The sequence below is a fragment of the Aquabacterium sp. genome, from assembly GCF_030652515.1.
In the GTDB taxonomy this organism is placed as follows: Bacteria; Pseudomonadota; Gammaproteobacteria; order Burkholderiales; family Burkholderiaceae_C; genus Aquabacterium.
In genome coordinates this window covers 1-14,814 of record NZ_JAUSAR010000183.1, presented here as the reverse complement: position 1 = coordinate 14,814, position 14,814 = coordinate 1, and the positions used below count along the sequence as shown (strand labels likewise).

At 64.0% G+C, this 14,814-nt stretch carries 16 protein-coding genes and 2 pseudogenes; 9 read left to right on the top strand and 9 right to left on the bottom strand.

Annotated elements, in window-relative coordinates; all coding sequences use genetic code 11:
• Positions 1 to 231 precede the first annotated feature (231 nt).
• Positions 232 to 651 carry a large conductance mechanosensitive channel protein MscL gene (gene mscL, locus Q7V20_RS20860; protein ID WP_304795550.1) on the top strand — a complete coding sequence of 140 codons (420 nt, stop codon included), beginning with the start codon at positions 232 to 234 and terminating at the stop codon, positions 649 to 651.
• Between the two features lie 110 nt (positions 652 to 761).
• Complete coding sequence (locus Q7V20_RS20855; RefSeq protein ID WP_304795548.1) at positions 762 to 3,296, top strand: DUF1631 family protein; 2,535 nt, start codon at positions 762 to 764, stop codon at positions 3,294 to 3,296.
• Positions 3,297 to 3,302: 6 nt separating this feature from the next.
• Here Q7V20_RS20855 and pdxA read toward each other — a convergent pair whose 3' ends face one another.
• Entirely contained in the window at positions 3,303 to 4,367 is a 1,065-nt protein-coding gene (pdxA, locus tag Q7V20_RS20850) for a 4-hydroxythreonine-4-phosphate dehydrogenase PdxA (protein WP_304795546.1), read from the bottom strand.
• 52 nt (positions 4,368 to 4,419) lie between these two features.
• Here pdxA and hisI point away from each other — a divergent pair, with 52 nt between their 5' ends.
• From hisI to tatC, 6 genes and pseudogenes are all read left to right on the top strand, one after another.
• A complete protein-coding gene (hisI, locus tag Q7V20_RS20845) occupies positions 4,420 to 4,809 on the top strand; it encodes a phosphoribosyl-AMP cyclohydrolase (RefSeq protein WP_304795544.1) in 390 nt (129 codons plus the stop codon).
• 24 nt (positions 4,810 to 4,833) lie between these two features.
• Positions 4,834 to 5,226, top strand: a complete 393-nt coding sequence (locus Q7V20_RS20840; RefSeq protein ID WP_304795542.1) for a phosphoribosyl-ATP diphosphatase — start codon at positions 4,834 to 4,836, stop codon at positions 5,224 to 5,226.
• 72 nt (positions 5,227 to 5,298) lie between these two features.
• A complete protein-coding gene (gene tatA / locus Q7V20_RS20835; RefSeq protein ID WP_300548834.1) occupies positions 5,299 to 5,547 on the top strand; it encodes a Sec-independent protein translocase subunit TatA in 249 nt (82 codons plus the stop codon).
• 28 nt (positions 5,548 to 5,575) lie between these two features.
• A pseudogene (gene tatB, locus Q7V20_RS24405) lies at positions 5,576 to 5,804 on the top strand (Sec-independent protein translocase protein TatB); the annotation flags it as partial.
• Between the two features lie 119 nt (positions 5,805 to 5,923).
• Positions 5,924 to 6,067: pseudogene (gene tatB, locus Q7V20_RS24400) on the top strand (twin-arginine translocase subunit TatB); the annotation flags it as partial.
• A gap of 12 nt (positions 6,068 to 6,079) precedes the next feature.
• On the top strand, positions 6,080 to 6,880 hold the full coding sequence (tatC, locus tag Q7V20_RS20825; RefSeq protein WP_304795537.1) for a twin-arginine translocase subunit TatC: 801 nt from the start codon (positions 6,080 to 6,082) through the stop codon (positions 6,878 to 6,880).
• Here tatC and Q7V20_RS20820 read toward each other — a convergent pair.
• Positions 6,865 to 8,061 (bottom strand): S1C family serine protease, encoded by a 1,197-nt coding sequence (locus Q7V20_RS20820; RefSeq protein ID WP_304795535.1) that lies wholly within the window; start codon positions 8,059 to 8,061, stop codon positions 6,865 to 6,867. The two genes, tatC and Q7V20_RS20820, sit on opposite strands and share 16 nt — an antisense overlap.
• A 33-nt stretch (positions 8,062 to 8,094) precedes the next feature.
• Between Q7V20_RS20820 and Q7V20_RS20815 the strand changes: the two genes are divergently transcribed.
• Entirely contained in the window at positions 8,095 to 8,844 is a 750-nt protein-coding gene (locus Q7V20_RS20815; RefSeq protein ID WP_304795533.1) for a Nif3-like dinuclear metal center hexameric protein, read from the top strand.
• A 21-nt stretch (positions 8,845 to 8,865) separates the two neighbouring features.
• Here the strand turns inward: Q7V20_RS20815 and Q7V20_RS20810 are convergent, their stop codons facing one another.
• The 7 genes from Q7V20_RS20810 to hisD form a co-directional block, all read right to left on the bottom strand.
• Complete coding sequence (locus Q7V20_RS20810) at positions 8,866 to 9,450, bottom strand: hypothetical protein (RefSeq protein WP_304795531.1); 585 nt, start codon at positions 9,448 to 9,450, stop codon at positions 8,866 to 8,868.
• A 140-nt stretch (positions 9,451 to 9,590) separates the two neighbouring features.
• Positions 9,591 to 10,370: an imidazole glycerol phosphate synthase subunit HisF gene (gene hisF / locus Q7V20_RS20805; RefSeq protein ID WP_304795530.1), complete on the bottom strand. Its 780-nt coding sequence runs from the start codon at positions 10,368 to 10,370 to the stop codon at positions 9,591 to 9,593.
• 13 nt (positions 10,371 to 10,383) lie between these two features.
• The gene (hisA, locus tag Q7V20_RS20800) at positions 10,384 to 11,130 is read right to left on the bottom strand and encodes a 1-(5-phosphoribosyl)-5-[(5-phosphoribosylamino)methylideneamino]imidazole-4-carboxamide isomerase (protein WP_304795528.1); all 747 of its coding nucleotides are present in this window, start codon (positions 11,128 to 11,130) and stop codon (positions 10,384 to 10,386) included.
• Between the two features lie 29 nt (positions 11,131 to 11,159).
• Positions 11,160 to 11,846 (bottom strand): imidazole glycerol phosphate synthase subunit HisH, encoded by a 687-nt coding sequence (hisH, locus tag Q7V20_RS20795; RefSeq protein ID WP_304795526.1) that lies wholly within the window; start codon positions 11,844 to 11,846, stop codon positions 11,160 to 11,162.
• Between the two features lie 9 nt (positions 11,847 to 11,855).
• A complete protein-coding gene (gene hisB, locus Q7V20_RS20790; protein ID WP_304795524.1) occupies positions 11,856 to 12,491 on the bottom strand; it encodes an imidazoleglycerol-phosphate dehydratase HisB in 636 nt (211 codons plus the stop codon).
• On the bottom strand, positions 12,488 to 13,588 hold the full coding sequence (gene hisC / locus Q7V20_RS20785) for a histidinol-phosphate transaminase (RefSeq protein WP_304795522.1): 1,101 nt from the start codon (positions 13,586 to 13,588) through the stop codon (positions 12,488 to 12,490). The genes hisB and hisC overlap by 4 nt, the downstream gene beginning before the upstream one ends.
• Positions 13,585 to 14,814: histidinol dehydrogenase (gene hisD / locus Q7V20_RS20780; protein WP_304795520.1), on the bottom strand; the 1,230-nt coding region annotated here is incomplete at its 5' end. The genes hisD and hisC, both read right to left, overlap by 4 nt.

Below are 14,814 nucleotides of genomic sequence, written 5' to 3'. Positions count from 1 at the left end.
AGGGCACGGCGGCGGCCACGCCGCCTGCTCCACCTGCGACACAGGCGATGGTCACCCACGTCCGGCGGCTTTGATCCACTGGCTGATTGCTCATGGTTTGGATGGCTTGAGTTTGGGGGTCAACCTCGCATTCTAGCGGACACCGCAGCGCCCACGTTGACAAGGCGCAGTTTCCGTCAATACTCCTAGCCTGTTCAGCAACACATCCCGTTCAAGGGAAGGAGCAAGTCGATGGGTTTCGTCAGTGAATTCAAGGAGTTCGCCGTCAAGGGCAATGTGGTAGATCTGGCCGTGGGGGTGATCATTGGCGGGGCGTTTGGCAAGATTGTCGATTCGCTCGTCAACGACCTGATCATGCCGATTGTCAGCAAGGCCGTGGGCGGACTGGACTTCTCCAACTACTACGTCGCACTGGCAGGCCAGGCTGGCGGATTGACCCTGGCGGAGGCCAAAAAAGCTGGCGCGGTATTCGCCTACGGCAATTTCATGACCGTGGCGCTGAATTTCCTGATCCTGGCTTTCGTCATTTTCCTGATGGTCAAACAAATCAACCGCCTGCGGAAAGAGTCCGAACCCGCACCTGCGCCGCCCGCCCCCACACCAGAAGACATCATCCTGCTCCGCGAGATTCGTGACAGTTTGAAACAATAACGAAAGAAGGGGCCGGAGCGGTCGATATCCAGAGATCAAAAGAAGTCCCTTTCTGGGACAGTGGTGGCGCAGCCAAGCCGCCGATTGATTGAACTGACTGGACCCGCCCTGTGACCGACCCCCGTCTTGAACCCGTTTTGCAGGCATCGCTCAGCCGCATCCAGGTGGCGATGGCGGAGGCCGTGGACAAAGCCAGCAGTCAGGTGGGTCTGCTGGCGACCACGTCCACCAGCAACGCACACCGTCAGCTTTTGATGACGGCCGAATTCGACCTGCAGCGCAAGACTTCGGCGCTCAACCAGGCCTTCATGGTCGAGTTGCGCAAACGCGTGAACAAGGACTCCCGGCGCAAGCCTGCCACCACCGCGGCCTACGCGGAAACCGACTGGGACGCCCTCAGCCTGGTCGATAACGCCGAAGTGGAGCGCAATGTGGTGGCCGAGCGGCTGGCCCAAAGCCTGGGCCAGGAGTGCGAAAGCGAGTTCAAGGCGGTTCATGATCACTTGAGCCCCTTGCTGGACGATGCCCTCGCCGAACACAACCCCCTGCGCCCGCAGACCGTGAGCGGCGCCCTGCTGGAGGCCTTGACCGAAGTCAGCACCGACCCGGAAGTGAGCACCCTGCTGGCACAGCAGATTGGCCGACACTTGGCCGCCGGGCTCAAGAACAGTTACGAGATGACCGTGACGGAACTGCGTTCGCAAGGCGTGCGCCCTGTGGACCCGGTCAGTGCCAGCAAATTCCGTACGTCCACCCAGGGTGGCCGGACCACCAGTCCAGGCAGCCTGTCAGGCACGCCCCCCACCCAGCCTGGGGCATTCAACGACACTGCGCCAGGCCACAGCCAGCACGGCGGACAACACAGCGGCAACACGCCACTGCAGGCACACCAGCGCGCTGCCAAGGCCCTGAGCGAGATGTTTGGCGTGTCCATGCCAGCCTCGGCGTTCAACAGCCCACCATCGGGGTCGCACGCCGGGATGGGTGGCATGCCCATGGGCATGGGGGGCATGGTTGGCGGCGGAGCCATTCAGGCCGGAGGCGCTCAAGGTGCCGCAGGTGAATTCAACGCCCTGATTCGCAGACTCAACAGCGTGCCCTACCTGCAAGGGTGGGGCGGCGTGGACGCGGGCTCGGTCGCCTCGGCCGCTGATTTCGCAGGCACCTTCCCTGGCGTGCCGATCGACGGTGCTGCCCAAGGTGGCTTCGCGGGCCCGATGATGGCCGTGAACATGATCCGAGCCCACCGCGACGAACTGATTCGTGCCAGCGGCGGCGCGGCGCTGGACCAGATGGTCATCGACATCGTAGCCGCCTTGTTCGACCAAGTGCTGTCGGACCCCAAGGTGTCGCCACAGATGGCCCGCCAGATTGCCCGCCTGCAATTGCCCGTGTTGCGCGTGGCCTTGCAGGACATGGGATTTTTCAGCTCGCGGAAACACCCGGTGCGGCGTTTCGTGAACCGCATCGCCAGCCTGTCTGCCACTTTTGACGACCACGAGCAGGGCGTGGGGCAAGCCTACCTGGCCCGGATCACCGCCCTGGTCGATGATGTGGTCGAGGGCGACTTTGACCGCATGGAGCTGTACGAGGCCAAGCTGACGGAGCTGGAAGCCTTCATCGACGAGCAGAACCGCCAGGAAGGTGCAGAAAACGCCGCCGTGGCCGCCCTGCTCAGCGGCAAGGAAGCCGACCTGCGTGTGCAGCAGCGCTACATGCAGGTGCTCAAGAAAGAGCTGGCTTCGGTGGAGATGCCGGAGTTCGTCCGCGACTTCCTGACCCAGATCTGGAGCCAGGTACAGGTGATGGCCAGCGCCCGGGACGGCTCCCAGTCGGCGATGGCACAACGGGTCAAGAAGGCCGGGCACGACCTGGCCTTGAGCGTGCAGCCCAAGGGCAGCCCGCAGTTGCGCAAAGAGTTTCTGATGAAGCTGCCGCAGCTGATGAAAGACCTGAATGAAGGCCTGGCGATGATCCAGTGGTCTGAAGAGGCCAAGCAGGATTTCTTCTCCAAATTGCTGCCTTCGCACGCCGAATCGCTCAAGGCCCAGCCCCAGCACGACCTGACGGTGCGCATGCTCGAAGCGCAGTTGACCAAGGTTGAAAAGATCAACATCCCCAGCCGGGAAGAGGCCGCCAACGATCCATTGCCCGCCTCGCTGGACAACATCGCCGAGATCCCCACGCTGACCGTGGTGACGGCCTTGAGCGCCGCCGAAATCAAACAGGCCGGCTTCATGCCCGAGGCCGCGCTGGCCAACGAGCCGCTGGACATCGACCTGGACGCCGCGGGCCCGAGCGACCCCAGCCTGCTGGACATCGACATCAACCTGGACGCACCGCCAGTGCCTTCGGCCGGCGCCCAACTCGTCCACCACATCAACAAGGGCACGGCCTACCAGATGCTGATGCAGGGCGAATGGAAGCGCGTGCGCCTGACCTGGATCAGCGAAGGCCGCAGCTTCTTCATCTTCACGCAGGGCCACCAGCACAAGCAGACCATTTCGCTGACCTCGCGAACCCTGGCCAAGATGTGCGATTCGGGCCGGTTCAAGGCCTTTGAACAGTCCGAGCTGATCGAGCGCGCCACGATGCGCGCCCGCCGTCAACTGGCCGCCCTGGCTGGCAACAAGTCGGCCGCTTGAACAGCGCTAAATAGCGCCCTCCCCGCTCACCAGTTGGCGCGCCATGCGCCAGGCCTGCAGCAGGCTGGAGGGATCAGCGCGGCCAGTGCCCGCCAGGTCAAATGCCGTGCCATGGTCCGGGCTGGTTCGCACAAAGGGCAGGCCCAAGGTGACGTTCACGCCATGGTCCAAGCCCATGTATTTGACCGGGATCAGGCCCTGGTCGTGGTACATCGCGATCACCACATCGAACTCGCCGGGATGGTCCGGCGCGTGGCGGGCGCGCATGAAGACGGTGTCGGGCGCCAGGGGCCCGCTCACCTTGATGCCCAGGGCCTGCGCTGCCTGTATGGCCGGGCCAATGATGCGGATCTCTTCATCGCCAAACAAACCGCCCTCGCCCGCGTGCGGGTTCAGGCCAGCCACCGCGATGCGAGGGCGCTCAATACCCCACAGCCTGGCGCTGTCGTGGGTGATGCGGATGGTTTCCAGCACAGCCTCGAAAGTGACTGCGTCGATCGCCTGGCGCAAGGCCATGTGGATGGTGACCAGCACGGTCTTGAGCTGGTCGTTGGCCAGCATCATGCGCACCGGCGCTGGCGCCTGACCCGGCGGCGCACCTTCGGCCTGCAAAAGCTCGGTGTGGCCCGGATATGGCTCGCCAGCCAGCGCCAGGGCCTCTTTGTGCAAAGGGGCAGTGACAATGCCGGCCACCACACCGGTCTGCGCCAAACGCACGGCCGCGCGGATGCAAGCGGCTGCGGCACTGCCTGCACGCACATCCACCTGACCCACAGGCGCATCGATCAGGTCATGGGGCAAACCGGGAGGCGCCCAGACAGGCATCGCGCCGGTTGGCACATCAGCCCAATTTTTTGCATCATGGATTTCCACCACCACTGGCGCAGGGCCACCCCGGGCCTGCGCCACCCAGGCCACCGCCCGGCGCATGACCTGCGGAGAACCCACCACCAGCGCCTTCGGCATGGCCGAATCCAACCAGAGGCGGGCGATGATCTCTGGGCCAATGCCACAGGCGTCGCCCATGGTCAGGGCCAGACAAGGTGCATTTTGAGTGTCAGAAGCAGGCATGGCGGCATTGTCCCAGCAACGCCCTGGCATTGCGATTGCTACACTATCACCCATGAATTGGTTGGATGACATTCGCTGGGATGACCAGGGCCTGGTGCCCGTGATCGCGCAAGAAGCCAGCACCGGTGACGTGCTGATGTTTGCATGGATGAACCGTGAGGCCTTGGCACGCACCGCCGACATCGGCGAGGCCGTGTACTGGAGCCGCTCGCGCCAGCGTTTGTGGCACAAGGGCGAGGAATCCGGTCATACGCAGAAGGTGAAGGCCATTCGCCTGGACTGTGACAACGATGTGGTGCTCTTGAGCGTTGAGCAACTGGGACACACGCCCGGCATCGCCTGCCACACTGGCCGCCACAGCTGCTTTTTCCAGAAATACGAACAAGGCCAGTGGGTGAGCGTGGACCCCGTCCTCAAAGACCCCGAGCACATCTACAAGTGACTGCCCCCCTTCCCCGATGCCCCCATGAGTGAACCTTTGGCCACCACCACCGACGTCCTGCTGCGCCTGGCCGCCGTCATCGAATCCCGCAAGGGCGGCGATCCGGACAAGAGCTATGTGGCGCGCCTGTTCCACAAAGGCACCGACGCCATCCTGAAAAAAGTGGGCGAAGAGGCCACCGAAACCGTCATGGCGGCGAAGGACGCGGCCGCTCAACCCAGCCCCGAACACAGCAAGGCCTTGGTGGGCGAATTCGCCGATCTGTGGTTTCATGCCATGGTGGCGATGGCACATTTCGGGCTCAGCCCCGCCGATGTGGTGGCCGAACTGGCCCGCCGCGAGGGCTTGTCCGGTCTGGAAGAATTTGCCTTGCGCAAAGCGCAGCCCCGCCAAACTGGCGAAGGTGACAACATGTAGTCATCAATCACAGGCAAGATGGCCTGGATTGTTTTTTTGTTTTTGGCCGAAAGGCCGGTTTAGGAGAGCGACATGGGTTCATTCAGCATTTGGCACTGGTTGATCGTGCTGGTGATCGTGATGATGGTTTTTGGCACCAAGAAGCTCAAGAACATCGGCGGCGACCTGGGTTCGGCCGTCAAGGGCTTCAAGGACGGCATGAAGGACGGCGGCACCACCGACGCGTCTGCCGCCCCCGGCTCGCCCGCTTCGCAGCAGGTGACCAACCACGCCAAGACCGACGCCAACACCGTCGACGTCGAAGCCAAGACCAAATCGTGAGGCCTGCGTCCGCTGAGGACCGTGAGCCATGATTGACTTCGGCATTGACAAGCTCGCCCTGATCGGCGCCGTGGCCCTGATCGTGATCGGGCCCGAAAAACTGCCGCGCGTGGCCCGCACGGTGGGCTTGCTCGTGGGCAAGGCCCAACGCTATGTGTCGCAGGTGCAGTCCGAAGTCAACCGCTCCATCGAGCTTGAAGAACTCAAGAAGGTGAAAAGCGGCTTCGAGGACGCGGCACGCAACGTCGAGCAATCGGTCTCGGATGGCATCAGCCACACCGAGGGCGAAATCAACGCTGCCCTGGGCAGTGGCCAATCCGACAGCTTCTACAACGACCTGCACCAGACGTCTTACAACAGCTTTGTGCCCAAGCCCGTTCGCAAGAACTGGCGCCTCAAGCGCGCGGCCATGCCGACTTGGTACAAGCAGCAAAATGGCGTGCGCCGCCATGTGCAATCGGGCGCGGCCCGGGTGGCGCGTTTCCGCCCGCCGGCCACCAGCGCCCGCCACCAACCTTGATGTGACCCCTTTGTGAGCGACAACGATCCCAAGCCCGGACTGGAGGGCGCCGAGCAGCCCTTCGTTGCCCACCTGATTGAACTGCGCGACCGACTGATCCGCGCCGCGCTGGCCATCGGTCTGGCCTTTGCCATCCTGGCGATCTACCCCGGCCCCGCCGCCCTGTACGACCTGTTGGCCGCGCCGTTGGTGGCCCACCTGCCCAAAGGCGCCACCCTGATCGCCACCAGCGTGATCTCGCCGTTCATGGTGCCCATCAAGATCACGATGATGGCGGCCTTTTTGCTGGCCCTGCCAGTGGTGCTGTATCAGATCTGGTCCTTCGTGGCGCCGGGGCTGTACACCCACGAGAAAAAGCTGGTGATGCCGCTGATCGTCTCCAGCACCTTGCTGTTCTTCCTGGGCGTGGCGTTTTGCTATTTCTTCGTGTTCGGGCAGGTGTTTGCCTTCATCCAGAGCTTTGCGCCCAAGAGCATCACGGCCGCGCCTGACATCGAGGCCTACCTGAGCTTTGTGCTGAACATGTTCCTGGCCTTTGGGGCAGCTTTTGAGGTGCCCGTGGTGCTGGTGATCCTGGCGCACATGGGCATCGTGACCGTGGAAAAGCTCAAGGACTTTCGCCGCTACTTCATCGTGATCGCCTTCGTGATCGCGGCCGTGGTCACGCCACCCGATGTGGTGTCTCAACTGGCCCTGGCGATCCCGATGTGCATCCTGTATGAAATCGGCATCTGGGCCGCCCAACTCTCGGGCAAGCCCAAGGCCGAATCAGCCGCCGACGCGGCCTCCTCGACCGATCACTCTTCTTCCTGAGGGATCTCCTGGCGGGCCATCTCGTTGCGTGAGACCTTGGGGCGCTGTGCCGCCACCACGTCCAGTGCCAGCACCTTGCCAGCCCGCTGCACGGTGATCCTGGCGGGTTCACCCGGCTTGAGGTTCGCCACCGCGTTGAGCAACTGCGAGGTGTTGGCCACCGGGGTTTGCGCGATCTGAACGACCACATCGCCCGGGTGCACGCCGCCCTGGGCAGCAGGGCCGTTTTGCAGCACGCCCGTGATCAGCACACCATCCTTGAGCGGCAGGTTGAAGGTCTCGGCAATCTCGGCGGTCAGGTCACGAGGCTCGACGCCGATCCAGCCACGTGTGACCTGCCCATCGCGGATCAGGCTTTCCAGCACGTGCTGAGCGGTGGACACCGGGATGGCAAAGCCGATCCCCAGGCTGCCGCCTGAACGCGAGTAAATGGCGCTGTTGATGCCCATCAAACTGCCACTGGCGTCCACCAGGGCGCCCCCCGAATTGCCGGGGTTGATGGCCGCGTCGGTCTGGATGAAATTCTCGAACGTGTTGATGCCCAGTTGGTTGCGCCCCAAAGCGCTGACGATGCCCGCGGTGACGGTTTGCCCCACACCAAAGGGGTTGCCAATGGCCAGCACGGCATCGCCCACCTGCAGGGTGTCGGAGTTGCCAAAGGTGATGGCGGGCAGGCGATCGAGTTCGATCTTGAGCACAGCCAGGTCGGTCTCGGGATCACTGCCGATGACCTTGGCGCGCGCCTTGCGCCCATCGGTGAGCATGACCTCGATGTCGTCCATGCGCTCGACCACGTGGTTGTTGGTCAGCACATAGCCGTTGGACGAGACGATCACGCCAGAACCAATGCCCGATTGCGGCTGATTGCCCTGTTCGCCAAAGAAGTATCTGAACCAGGGATCGTTTTGCCTGTTGCCACGGCGCGATGCCGCCTTGCTGGAGGTCACCACGCTGACCACGGCGGGCGCGGCGCGCTTGGCGGCATCGCTGAAGCTGAGCATGGGCGTGCCGGACAAACCACCCGTGGGTTTGGCGGCCACCGGCGCCGTGATGACGGTGGCCGGCTGGTTGGCGCGCCAAGGCATAGACTGTATCCACTGCGGCTTGAGCGTGGTCACCACGAACAACACCGCCACGAGCACCGTGACGGCTTGCGAGAAAATCATCCAAAGTTTGCGCATTGATTGAACCCACAGACTCCAAAAGGGCCCGCCGTGATTGACCGAGATACTTTGCACCACCACCTCAACACCGTGCTGGAGGCGGCCCGCTTCAAGGATTATGGGCCGAATGGTTTGCAAGTTGAGGGACGCGGCCAAGTCGGCAAGATCGTCACCGGGGTCACGGCCAGCAAGGCCTTTATTGAAGCGGCCATCGAGGCACAGGCCGACGCCATCCTGGTTCACCACGGCCTGTTGTGGCGGGGGCATGACGGCCGCGTGACGGGGTGGATGAAGCAGCGCCTGGCCTTGTTGCTACAGCACAACATCAACTTGCTGGCTTACCACCTGCCTTTGGACGCCCACCCGACCTGGGGCAACAACGCCCAATGGGGCGAGCGCTTGGGGCTGCTCGCCGACGGGCGCTTTGGCGATCAGAACCTGGGCTTCATCGGCCCTGCGCCGGACGGTCTGACGTTGGAAAGCTTGACCCACCAAGTGGCCTCAGCGCTGGCCAAAACGCCCACCGTGCTGTCAGGTGATGGCCGACCGTTGAAGCGTGTGGCCTGGTGCAGCGGCGGCGCGCAAGGCTTCTTTGAAGGTGCCATTGCAGCAGGCGCCGATGTGTTCCTGACCGGCGAAATTTCGGAGCCGCAGGCCCATTACGCGCGGGAGACCGGCGTGGCGTTCATGGCGTGTGGACACCATGCCAGTGAACGCTACGGGGTGCAGGCCCTGGGCGCCGCCGTGGCCCAGGAGTTTGGCCTGGCCCACGAATTCATCGACATCGACAACCCGGCCTGACCGGCCCGGGCCCTGGCAAGGTCAGCGCACCAGCACGGCTTCCAGCTCGGCAAAACTGCGCGAGTGCAGATCGCTGCCGATGGCCGTGCCCAGCGCCTGCTCCAGGCGGGTGGCGGAGAACAAACCGCGCAAGGTGGTCTGCCCGTCCTTCAGCTGGGTGACCAGCAGGTAACGCATGCCGTGTTCGTGCATCGTGGCCACGATGTCACCCAGGCGGGCGGTGCGCACCTGAGACAGGTCCAGCACTTCCCAGTGGTTGATGGGGATCATCATGTCGGCCACGGTCAGGTCTTTGTGGGCCACGTGGTGGCTGGACGCGCGGAGTACCGGGCGCTCGCCCTGCAGCAGGTCCGCGGTGACGACTCCGGCCAGCTGGCCATCGGCACCCGACACGAAGACCATTCGCACGCCCGCTCGCATCATCACGTGCAAGGTGCTTTCCAGGCTATCGCGGTGGCTGGCCACCACGCAGGCGCTGTGGGTGAGGTCGGTGAGCAAGGCCAGCGCAGGATCTTCAGGATGGGCTTGCCGGTGCGTTTGCGGCAGACCAGGCGCCGTGTTCAAGGAGGACAACTCAAGGGGCTTGAATTTGGGGGCTAAAGCCATGTTCGTTCCCGGAAGTGACGATGGATTCAGCGTACGCCTTTCCTGGTGCGCACCCCCGTGCCGATTTCATGGCCATTCGTGGAATGTTGCCTCCCTCTGGCCACGATCAGGCGCAGAGGTTCATAATCTTGACCCCTTCGTCAAAGACGAACGGGGATGCCGCGCTGGTGCATGAGCGCCTTGGCCTGGCCCACGGTGTACTCACCATAGTGGAAGATGCTGGCGGCCAGCACCGCGTCGGCGCCACCTTGCTGCACCCCATCGGCCAGGTGGTCGAGGTTGCCCACGCCGCCCGAGGCGATCACGGGCACGCTGACAGCATCGCTGACCGCGCGGGTCAGTTCCAGGTCGAAGCCTGATTTGGTGCCATCGCGGTCCATGCTGGTCAGCAGGATTTCGCCAGCGCCAAACTCGGCCATCTGCGTGGCCCAGGCCACCGCGTCCAGGCCCAGGTTCTTGCGGCCACCATGGCTGTAGACGTCCCAACCGGGGCCGCGCGCGGCCAGGTCGTCGCCCACGCGCCGCTTGGCATCAATGGCCACCACGATGCATTGCGAGCCGTAACGATCTGAGGCTGCGCGGATGATGGGTGGGTTGGCCAGGGCGGCGGAATTGAAGCTGACCTTGTCGGCGCCCGCGTTGAGCAGGCGGCGAACGTCTTCCACCGTGCGCACGCCACCACCCACCGTCAGCGGGATGAAGACTTGCGAGGCCACGGCTTCGATGATGTGCAGGATCAGGTCACGGCCATCGCTGGTGGCGGTGATGTCGAGGAAGGTGAGTTCGTCGGCGCCTTGGTCGTTGTAGCGCGCGGCGATTTCCACCGGATCACCGGCATCGCGCAGTTCAACGAAGTTGACGCCCTTGACGACGCGACCGCCGGTCACGTCCAGGCAAGGGATGATGCGTTTGGCCAGCACGTCTTGCCTTGCCTCAGCGGGCGCCGTTGAGCTCGTCAGCGCGGCTCTGGCCCGCTGCGAAGTCGAGGTCGCCGCTGTAGATGGCACGGCCGCAGATCACGCCCTGGACACCTTCGGGCTCGACGGCGCAGAGGCGGTCGATGTCGGCCAGGTCGGACAGTCCGCCCGAGGCGATCACGGGGATGGTCAGGGCCTGGGCCAGCTTGACGGTGGCCTCGATGTTGATGCCCGAGAGCATGCCATCACGGCCGATGTCGGTGTAGATGACACCCTCAACGCCGTAATCCTGGAACTTCTGGGCCAGGTCGATGACCTCGTGGCCGGACAGCTTGCTCCAGCCATCGGTGGCGACCTTGCCATCCTTGGCGTCGAGGCCGACGATGATGTGGCCGCCAAACGCCGTGCACGCATCGCGCAGGAAGCCGGGGTTCTTGACCGCAGCCGTGCCGATGATGACGTAGCTGATGCCGTCGTCCAGGTAGCGCTCGATGGTGTCGAGGTCGCGGATGCCGCCGCCCAGCTGCACAGGGATTTCGTCGCCGACTTCCTTGATGATGGCTTTGATGGCCGCCTCGTTGACGGGCTTGCCGGCAAAGGCACCGTTCAGGTCCACCAGGTGCAAGCGCCGGGCACCGGCGTCAAGCCAGCGCCGGGCCATCGCGGCCGGGTCTTCCCCAAAGGTGGTGGAGTCGTTCATGTCGCCTTGCTTGAGGCGCACACATTTGCCGTCTTTCAGGTCAATCGCAGGGATCAGCAACATGGCTGTGACAGGTGGTGGTGAAAGAGATTTCAGGGATTCCAGCGCAAAAAATTGCGGTACAGGGCCAGGCCGTGCTGCGCGCTTTTTTCTGGATGGAACTGGGTCGCAAAAATGTTATCCCGGGCCACAGCGCAGGTAAAGCGCGCGCCGTAATCGGTTTCACCCGCAGTATGTTGCGGATTATCGACGCGGGCGTAGTAGCTGTGGACGAAATAGTAGTAGCTGCCGTCGGGGATGCCTTCCCAGACCGGGTGGGGCTGGCCACCTCGGACGTCGGGGTGCCTGCTTTGGAAAACACGGTTCCAGCCCATCTGGGGCACCTTGTAGCGGCTGCCATCGGGTTGGCGCTGGTTTTCCAGCCGGAAACGCAGCACCTGGCCGGGGATGAAACCCAGGCCGGGGGTGTCTTGCTCTTCGCTGTGGTCCAGCAGCATTTGCATGCCCACGCACACGCCCATCAAGGGCTTGTTGTTGGCGGCGTGGCGCACGGCGCCCAGCAGATCGCCGCCATGGGCATCCCGCAGCTCCTGCATGCAGTCGCGCATGGCGCCCTGCCCTGGCAGGACCACACGCTCGGCGGCGTGCACCACTTCGGGGTCGTTGGTGACGACCACGTTCAGGTTCAGGCCCTGGGCGGCGTGTTCCACCGCTTGCGACACCGAGCGCAGGTTGCCCATGCCGTAATCGATGACGGCCACAGTCGAGGTTGAACTCATGGCATCAGATCAGAGCGAGCCTTTGGTGGACGGGATGACCCCGGCCATGCGGGGATCGCGCTCCAGCGCCATGCGCAGCGCCCGCGCGAAGGCCTTGAAGACCGTTTCGCACTGGTGGTGGGCATTGACGCCTTTGAGGTTGTCGATGTGCAGCGTGACCCCGGCGTGGTTGACGAAGCCCTGGAAGAACTCATAGGTCAACTGGGTGTCAAAGCCGCCAATGCTGCCCGCCGTGAAGGGGATGTGCATCTCCAGGCCCGGGCGGCCTGAAAAATCGATCACGACGCGCGACAGGGCTTCGTCCAGCGGCACGTAGGCGTGGCCGTAGCGGCGGATGCCCTTCTTGTCGCCCACGGCCTTGGCGAAGGCCTGGCCCACGGTGATGCCCACGTCTTCCACGGTGTGGTGGCCGTCAATGTGCAGGTCGCCAACTGCGTGGATGTCCAGGTCGATCAGCCCGTGGCGGGCGATCTGGTCCAGCATGTGGTCGAAAAAACCGATGCCGGTGTGCAGCTTGGCGGCACCCGTGCCGTCCAGGTTGACGCGCGCGGTGATCTGCGTCTCGGCCGTGTGGCGGGTGACTTCGGCCACGCGGTCGTCGAACGAGGCGTCGGCGGATTGCGGCGCCGTCTCAAAAGCATTCATGTTGGGATCGAGTTCAAAGTGGACTGCAATGCGGCAATCAAGGCGTCATTTTCAGAGGGCAGACCCACGGTTAAGCGGACACAGTGTGCCAGCAAACCATGCATGCCCGCCACATTTTTGATCAGGATGCCACGTTCCTTCAGCCCCGTGAAGACGGCGGCCGCATCCGGCACGCGCACCAGGATCATGTTGGCCTGGCTTGGGTAGGACTTCACACCCGGCATGGTGGCCAGGGCCGCCTGCAAGCGCTCACGCTCGGCCTTGATGACCTGGGCCTGGCGGTTGAATTCGGCCTCGTGCTCCAGCGCGAAGAGCGCGGCTTCGGCGTTGAGGACGCTGACGTTGTAGGGCGGGCGGGCCTTGTCGACCTCGGCCACCACGGCTTGCGGACCGATCAGGTAGCCCAGTCGGACACCGGCCAGGCCGAATTTGCTGAGGGTGCGCATCAGCAGCACATGGGGGTGCTTGGGCAAGCGGCCCAGGTAGCTTTGGCTGGCGAAGGGCTGGTAGGCCTCGTCCATGACCACGAAGCCGCAACCCTCTTGCGCCACGGCATCGACGATGGCCTGGATGGCGTCATCGCTCCACAGGTTGGCCGTGGGGTTGTTGGGGTAGGCGATGTAGGTGATGGCCGGGCGGTGCTGGCGCACGGCGGCGACCATGGCGGCCGTGTCCAGCTCGAAATCAGCCGTGAGCGGTACGCCTACGAACTTCAGGCCCTGCAGCTTGGCCGACATCTCGTACATCACGAAGCCGGGCAGCGGCGCCAGCACGGTCGCGCCGGGCTGGGCGCAGGCCATGGACAGCAAGGAGATGAGCTCGTCGGAGCCATTGCCCAGCACGATGCCGTAGCCCTCGGGCACTTGGGCGTGGCGGCGCAAGGCGGCGTGCAGATCGTTGATGCGCGTGCCGGGGTAGCGGTTCAACGCCACGGCGCCCAGACGCTGGCCCAGTTCAGCTTGCAGCGCGGGCGGCAAGGTGAAGGGGTTCTCCATCGCGTCGAGCTTGATGAAGCCGGCGGCGTCTTGCACATGGTAGGCGTGCATGGCCCGCACATCGGGGCGGATGACCTCGATGACCTTGGACAAGTTGCTCATGATTTGGCGTGGGACTTGAGTCGAAATTCGGCGGCGTGGGCATGGGCTTGCAGGCCTTCGCCGTGAGCCAGCACCGAGGCGATCTGACCCAAAGTCTGGGCACCCGCTTCGCTGACCTCGATCAGGCTGCTGCGCTTCTGGAAGTCGTAGACCCCCAGCGGCGACGAGAAACGCGCGGTGCCCGAGGTGGGCAGCACGTGGTTGGGGCCAGCGCAGTAGTCGCCCAGGCTTTCGCTGGTGTAGGCGCCCAGGAAGATGGCCCCGGCGTGCTTGAGCAGGGGCTCCCAGCGGTGCGGGTCGCTGCTGGAGACTTCCAGATGCTCAGGTGCGATGCGGTTGCTGATGGCGCAGGCCTCTTCCATGCTGCGAGTCAGGATCAGGGCACCTCGACCTTCCAGCGAGGCGCGGATGATGTCGGCGCGCTGCATGGTGGGCAGCAGGCGGTCGATCTCGGCCTGCACCTGGGCGATGTAGGCCGCGTCAGGACACAGCAGGATGCTTTGGGCCAATTCGTCATGCTCAGCCTGGCTGAACAGGTCCATGGCGACCCAGTCGGGTGGCGTGGTCCCATCAGCCAGCACCAGGATCTCGCTGGGACCAGCGATCATGTCGATGCCGACCTGGCCGAACACGTGCTTCTTGGCACTGGCCACGTAGGCATTGCCCGGGCCGGTGATCTTGTCGACCTTGGGGATGGTGGCCGTGCCGTAAGCCAGCGCGGCCACGGCCTGGGCGCCGCCCACGGTGAAAGCGCGCGTGACACCAGCGACGTGAGCGGCCGCCAGCACCAATGGGTTCTTCTCGCCACGCGGTGTGGGCACGACCATGATGATTTCGCCAACACCGGCCACGTGGGCAGGGATGGCGTTCATCAGCACCGAAGAGGGATAGGCCGCCTTGCCACCAGGCACATAGATGCCCACGCGGTCGATGGGCGTGACCTTCTGGCCCAGCAAGGTGCCGTCTTCATCGCGGTATTGCCAGCTCAGGCCACAAGCCTGCTTTTGGCGCTCGTGGTAATCGCGCACCCGGCGGGCGGCGGCTTGCAAGGCATCGGCTTGCTCAGCGGGCAGGCCGTCGAACGCTGCTTTCAGCTCGGCCGTACCCAACTCCAGCGCTGCAACGCTGTCGGCCTGGAGGTGGTCAAAACGCCCGGTGTACTCCAGCACAGCGTCATCCCCCCGCAAACGCACATCGGCCAGGATGGCGCCGACGCGGTTTTCGAT